The sequence below is a fragment of the Rhodovulum sp. genome, assembly GCF_011048875.1.
GTDB lineage: Bacteria > Pseudomonadota > Alphaproteobacteria > Rhodobacterales > Rhodobacteraceae > Rhodovulum > Rhodovulum tesquicola.
Window position 1 is genome coordinate 1 of sequence record NZ_DSDD01000273.1, and the last position, 5,910, is coordinate 5,910.

At 70.4% G+C, this 5,910-nt stretch carries 6 protein-coding genes; all 6 read right to left on the reverse strand.

Annotation, left to right across the window (positions count from 1 at the left end; genetic code table 11):
- A partial coding sequence (locus tag ENN83_RS09650; protein WP_287186347.1) for an N-acetylmuramoyl-L-alanine amidase occupies positions 1 to 610 on the reverse strand: 610 nt, incomplete at its 3' end.
- Positions 611 to 614: 4 nt separating this feature from the next.
- On the reverse strand, positions 615 to 1,283 hold the full coding sequence (locus ENN83_RS09655; protein ID WP_287186351.1) for a hypothetical protein: 669 nt from the start codon (positions 1,281 to 1,283) through the stop codon (positions 615 to 617).
- A 41-nt stretch (positions 1,284 to 1,324) separates the two neighbouring features.
- A complete protein-coding gene (gatA, locus tag ENN83_RS09660) occupies positions 1,325 to 2,806 on the reverse strand; it encodes an Asp-tRNA(Asn)/Glu-tRNA(Gln) amidotransferase subunit GatA (RefSeq protein ID WP_287186353.1) in 1,482 nt (493 codons plus the stop codon).
- 6 nt (positions 2,807 to 2,812) lie between these two features.
- Positions 2,813 to 3,100 (reverse strand): Asp-tRNA(Asn)/Glu-tRNA(Gln) amidotransferase subunit GatC, encoded by a 288-nt coding sequence (gene gatC / locus ENN83_RS09665; protein WP_287186356.1) that lies wholly within the window; start codon positions 3,098 to 3,100, stop codon positions 2,813 to 2,815.
- Positions 3,101 to 3,260: 160 nt separating this feature from the next.
- On the reverse strand, positions 3,261 to 4,400 hold the full coding sequence (locus ENN83_RS09670; RefSeq protein ID WP_287186359.1) for an iron-containing alcohol dehydrogenase: 1,140 nt from the start codon (positions 4,398 to 4,400) through the stop codon (positions 3,261 to 3,263).
- 5 nt (positions 4,401 to 4,405) lie between these two features.
- The gene (glpK, locus tag ENN83_RS09675) at positions 4,406 to 5,890 is read right to left on the reverse strand and encodes a glycerol kinase GlpK (RefSeq protein ID WP_287186362.1); all 1,485 of its coding nucleotides are present in this window, start codon (positions 5,888 to 5,890) and stop codon (positions 4,406 to 4,408) included.
- Positions 5,891 to 5,910: the final 20 nt, after the last annotated feature.

Consider the following 5,910-nt stretch of genomic DNA (forward strand, 5'->3'; position numbering starts at 1 on the left):
ACAGCGGCCCCGTGGCCCAGGGCCGGAAGCGTTGGCGAAAGGCGTCCAGCACCGCGTCCATACCCCATTCCGCGCCATAGCCGAAGCGCAAGGCCGCCGCGCGGAACGCCGCCGGATCCGGCGCGGCGCTGCCGGGACCGGGCCAGACCGACAGACCCGACCGCGCCAGTCGCCGCCAGTCGAAGCGCCGCCCCGGATCGCCCTTGCGGCCCGGCGCCATGTCGGAATGGCCGATCACCCGTTCGGGCGGCATGGCCCAGCGCGCCATCACCCCGCCAAGCAACGCCTCCAGCGCGGCCATCAGCGGCGCGGCAAAGGGCTCGTCGCCCCGGTTGTCCAGTTCGATCCCGATCGAGCGGGAATTGACATCCCCGACCGCCCCCCAGCATCCCGCCCCGGCATGCCAGGCCCGCGCGTCCTCGTCGACCAGGTGATAGACCTGCCCGTCGCGCGCGATCAGGTAATGCGCCGAGACCTCGGCCGCGGGATCGCAGAGCCGGTCCAGCGCACCCGCCAGCGGCATCGCGGTATAATGCAGGACGATCAGGTCGGGCCGGGCGCCGTTCCGCCGCGGCCCGAAATTCGGCGAGGGCCGCCAGAGCGGCGCCATCACCCTAGCGCCGCACGGCCGCCCGGAACGGTGCGGGATCCCAGAAACAGGCGAACCCGTCGCCATCGGGGTCCAGCCCCAGCCGGTCACGCTCGGGTCCGCCTGCGGCCAGGAACGCCTCCTGCGCCAGGTCGGCCGAGCCGTATCTTGCGCAATTGCTCAGATAGCGTTCCTGGCTGACGCGGCCGATGCGGCTATAGACCGGCTGGCCCACCTGGTTGGTGGTGCTCAACGCATATTGCGCGATATTCGGCCCCGCGCCGGTCGGCCGCTCCGGCACCGGCTCGGGCGCGACCACGACATATTGCTGGCGCTGCCGCTCCAGCCGCTCGCGGTCGCTCTCGATCGACTCGCGCGCGGCGACGGCTTCGAAATTCTGCTCGTCGGACAGGCCCGGATTGCTGGAACGCGGCGTTGGATCGCCGGGGGCGGGCGCGATGACCGGCGCGGGCCCGGCCTCGTCGGGGCGCAGGGTCGCCAGCGCCTGCGCGGCGATCGCGCCCCCCTCGGATGCGGGCGCGGCGGCCACGCCATCCCCGCCACGCAGGGCGCGTTCACGATCGATGCTGTAGGCGGCATAGCTGTCAAAGCCCACCCCGGCCGCGGAATCCGGCACCTGCGGGGCGCAGGCGGCCAATGCCAGCACCGCCAGCCCCGAAAGACCAATACGCATCCCGTTCATCCTGCTCTCCCGATCCATTCAGGGACGCGCTCCTACCACCATTTCGCGGGCCGGGAAACAAAGCCCGCGGCATCCTCAAGCACTTGTGCGGTGTTCAACAGCTCGCCCTCTTCCCAGGGCCGCCCGATCAGTTGCAGCCCCAGCGGCAGCCCCTGCGCGTCCAGCCCCGCGGGCACCGAGATGCCCGGCAGCCCGGCCAGGTTCACCGTCACCGTGAACACGTCGTTGAGATACATCTCGACCGGATCGGCATCCTGCATCTCGCCCAGCCCGAAGGCGGCGGAGGGCGTCGCGGGCGTCAGGATCGCGTCGACCCCTTGCGCGAACACCGTCTCGAAATCGCGCTTGATGAGCGTGCGCACCTTGCGCGCGCGGTTGTAATAGGCGTCGTAGAAGCCCGCCGACAGCACATAGGTCCCGATCATCACCCGGCGTTGCACTTCCTTGCCGAACCCCTCGGCGCGGGTCTTTTCGTACATCTGCACGATGCCGTCGCCCTCGGCGAGCTTCGCGCGATGGCCATAGCGCACCCCGTCATAGCGCGCGAGGTTGCTGGACGCCTCGGCGGGCGCGATGACGTAATAGGCGGGCAGCGCGTATTTGGTGTGCGGCAGGCTGATATCGACGATCCTGGCACCCGCATCCTTCAGCATCTCGGCGCCGCGGCTCCACAGCGCCTCGATCTCGGCGGGCATGCCTGCCATACGATATTCCGATGGAATTCCGATGGTTTTTCCACGGATGTCGCCGGTCAGCGCCGCCTCGAAATCCGGCACGGGAATATCGGCAGAGGTCGAATCCTTCGGGTCATGCCCGGCCATCGCACCCAGCATGATCGCCGCGTCCCGCACCGTCCTTGTCATCGGCCCCGCCTGATCCAGCGAGGACGCAAAAGCCACGATTCCCCAACGGGATACGCGCCCATAGGTCGGCTTGATCCCGACGATGCCGGTAAAGGCCGCGGGCTGGCGGATCGAGCCGCCGGTATCGGTGCCGGTCGCCGCCAGACACAGATCGGCCGCAACGGCAGCGGCCGAGCCCCCCGACGATCCCCCCGGCGTCAGGTCGCGATCATCGACCTTCCACGGGTTGACCGCATTGCCATAGGTGCTGGTCTCGTTCGAGCTGCCCATGGCGAACTCGTCCATGTTCAGCTTGCCCAGCATCACCGCGCCGGCATCCCACAGCTTCTGCGTCACGGTCGATTCATATTCGGGCCGGAACCCGTTCAGGATATGCGAGGCGGCCTGCGAGGGCACGCCCCTGGTGCAGAAAAGATCCTTGATCCCCAGAGGCATGCCGCACATCGCGGGCGCTTCGCCTGCCGCGATCCGGGCATCGGCGGCGCGCGCCTGATCCAGCGCGATCTCGGGCGTCACATGGACAAAGGCATTCAGCCGCACGGCGCCCTCGATCTCGGACAGGCAGGCCTCGGTCAGCGCCACCGCACTGGTTTCACCCTTGCGCAGCGCATCGCGCGCCTCGGCCAGGGTCAGCTTGCTCAGCTCGCTCATCGGCCGTTACTCCACCACCTTCGGAACCGCGAAGAACCCTTCGCGCGCATCGGGCGCATTGGCGAGGATCTTCTTGGGATAGCCGCCATCCGTCACTACATCCTCCCGCCGTTTCAGCCGCATCGGCGTGACGCTGGTCATCGGCTCGACATCCGAAACGTCGACCTCGTTCAACTGTTCCATGAAGGTCAGGATGCCCGAGAGTTGCCCGGCCAGAGCGGGCAGGTCGTCCTCGGCCACGGCGATCCGGGCCAGATGTGCCACCCGCCGCGCGGTGTCGATGTCGATGGACATGGGGCCGCCTCTCGTTGCTGAAAATCCGCCCCCGCGTTTAGCCCCCCGCCGCGTTCCCCGCAAGAGCACCGCATCCCGGCAAGGGCGTGTGCGGGGCTTCGGCTTCGTCGAACGCCCGGCCGATGCACCTCCGGATTGTCGAAGTCGGGGAAGGTGCGTCTCAACCGGCCATGACGATCCGGGCCAGCGCCTCGGGCGACAGCGCCGCCGGGTTGGCCTTCATCGACGACGAGCCGGACGCCGCGCGGGCAAGGGCGACCGCATCGAGCGGCCCCTCGCAGAGGTCGGCCAGACGGGGCAGGCCAGCCGCGTCGATCCAGTCGGACAATTGCCGGAACGCATCGCCCGGGGCGCAGCCGAGGGCCCCGGCAATCCAGCCCGCCACCTCGTCGAACCGGGCGACCGGCTGTCCCTCGGCGGCCAGGGCCGCGCGGTTCTCGCGCAATGTGGGCGTAAGGAGCCTGCCGCAGATCGCCCCGTGCGGCGCGGCATACCGCCCGCCGATCACCCCCGCAAGGCCATGCACGGCGCCGAGTCCGGCATTGGCAAGGGCGATGCCGCCGATCAGGCTGACAAGGGCCAAGGCGTCGCGGGCCGCGGGGTCCTCGGCCTGCCTCAGCCGGACAAGGGCGGCCAGTCCGCGCGGAATCGCGTCGCGGCAAAGCGCGTCGGTCAGCGGATTTGCGCGCAGGGAGAGGTAGGGCTCGATCACCTGGGTCACCGCGTCGAGGCCCGAGGCCAGCGTCACGGGCCAGGGGCAGCCATCGGTCAGCGCCGGATCGACCAGCGCCAGCGCCGGGATCAGCCGGTCATCGCGCAGCGACACCTTGCGGCCATGGGCGGGCACGCCGATCACCGCGTTCTTCGTGGCCTCGGACCCGGTCCCCGCGGTGGTGGGCAGTGCCGCGAGCGGCAGGGGCGGCGCGCAGAGCGGCAGGCCCTGCCCGACCACTTCGAGATGGTCGAGCGGCGGGCGGTCGGACGGCACCAGCGCCGCCAGTGCCTTGCCGAGGTCGAGCACCGATCCCCCGCCGATGGCCGCCACAGCGTCTGGAGCGAAGGGCCGTGCCTCGGCAAGTGCGGCCTCGAGCCCGGACAGGTCGGGTTCGCCCTGCCCGCGCAGTTCCAGCACCGCCGCACCCGCCGCGCGCAGCCCCTCGGCCAGCACGTCGGCGAATTGCACCGATCCGCCGCGGACCAGCAGGATGCGGCGGCCCATCGCGGCGATCCGCGCGGGCGCCTCGGCGGCGGCGCCGCGGCCAAAGAGGATGCGGCCGGGGGTGAGGAACGCGAAGGTCATGGGGATCAGAACGCCTGCGTGGCCGCAACGGCGCGCGTCCAGCGGGCATAGAGCGCCTCGCGCGCGTCGGGGGCCATGGCGGGAACAAAGCTCTTCTCCAGCGCCCAGGTGCGCGCGAACTCGTTCATGCCCGGGTAGAGCCCCGCGCGATGGCCGGCCAGCCACGCCGCCCCCATCGCGGTCGTTTCCAGCACCCGCGGCCGGTCGACCTGCGCGCCCAGGATGTCGGCCAGGAACTGCATCGCCCAGTCGGACGCGCTCATGCCGCCATCGACGCGAAGCGCGGTATCGCCGCCCCCCGCCCAGTCGGCGGTCATGGCTTCCAGAAGGTCGCGGGTCTGGTAGCCCACGCTTTCCAGCGCGGCGCGGGCGAATTCCTCGGGGCCGGAGTTGCGCGTCAGCCCGAACACCGCGCCGCGGCAGTCGGGCCGCCAGTAGGGCGCGCCGAGGCCGGTGAAGGCGGGCACCAGAACGACGCCCTGGCCCGGGTCGGCGGCCTCGGCCAGAGCTTGCGTCTCGGAGGCGGAGCGGATCAGCCTCAGTCCGTCGCGCAGCCACTGGACCACGGCGCCCGCGATGAAGATCGAGCCTTCCAGCGCATAGGTCCGCTGGCCGTCAAGCTGGTAGGCGATGGTGGTCAGCAGCCGGTTCTGCGAAGCGACCGGATCGGTCCCGGTGTTCAGCAGCGCGAAGCAGCCCGTGCCATAGGTCGATTTCATCATGCCGGGGCGGAAACAGGCCTGGCCGATGGTCGCGGCCTGCTGGTCGCCCGCGATGCCGAGGATCGGGATCTCGCGGCCGAAAAGGTCGGCCCGCGTCACCCCGAAATCGGCGGCGCAGTCGCGCACCTCGGGCAGGATCCCGGCGGGGATGTCCAGCATTTCGCACATCGCCTCGGACCAGCGCCCCTGCCGGATGTCGTAGAGCATCGTGCGCGCGGCGTTGGTGGCGTCGGTCGCATGCACGCGCCCGCCGGTCAGGTTCCAGACAAGCCAGGTATCGACCGTGCCGAAGGCCAACTCGCCCCGGATCGCGCGGTCGCGCGCGCCCTCGACATGGTCGAGGATCCATTTCAGCTTGGTGCCCGAGAAATAGGGATCGAGCAGCAGCCCGGTCGTCTCGGTAACCGCCGCCTCGTGCCCGGCCGCCTTCAGCGCCTGACAGGTTTCGGCGGTGCGGCGGTCCTGCCAGACGATGGCGTTGTGAAGGGGCTTGCCGGTGGCGCGATCCCAAACCAGCGTCGTCTCGCGCTGGTTGGTGATGCCGATCGCGGCGATGTCGGCGGCCCCCAGCCCCGCCCTCTCGATCGCCGCGCGCGCCGTCGCGGCCGTGGTCGACCACAGGTCCGAGGGATCGTGCTCGACCCAGCCGCTGGCCGGATAGTGCTGCGGGAACTCCTCCTGCGCGACGGCAACGACACGCAGGTCGGGACCGAACAGGATCGCCCGGGTGGACGTGGTGCCCTGGTCGATGGCGAGGATATGGGTCATGGCGTCCGCTCACTGGTTCG

Excerpts from the sequence above, each read along its gene's own strand:
- ENN83_RS09655 (WP_287186351.1), bottom strand. The coding sequence starts at position 1,283 with ATGCGTATTGGTCTTTCGGGGCTGGCGGTGCTGGCATTGGCCGCCTGC.
- gatA (WP_287186353.1), bottom strand. The coding sequence starts at position 2,806 with ATGAGCGAGCTGAGCAAGCTGACCCTGGCCGAGGCGCGCGATGCGCTG.
- glpK (WP_287186362.1), bottom strand. The coding sequence starts at position 5,890 with ATGACCCATATCCTCGCCATCGACCAGGGCACCACGTCCACCCGGGCG.
- gatC (WP_287186356.1), bottom strand. The coding sequence starts at position 3,100 with ATGTCCATCGACATCGACACCGCGCGGCGGGTGGCACATCTGGCCCGG.
- ENN83_RS09670 (WP_287186359.1), bottom strand. The coding sequence starts at position 4,400 with ATGACCTTCGCGTTCCTCACCCCCGGCCGCATCCTCTTTGGCCGCGGC.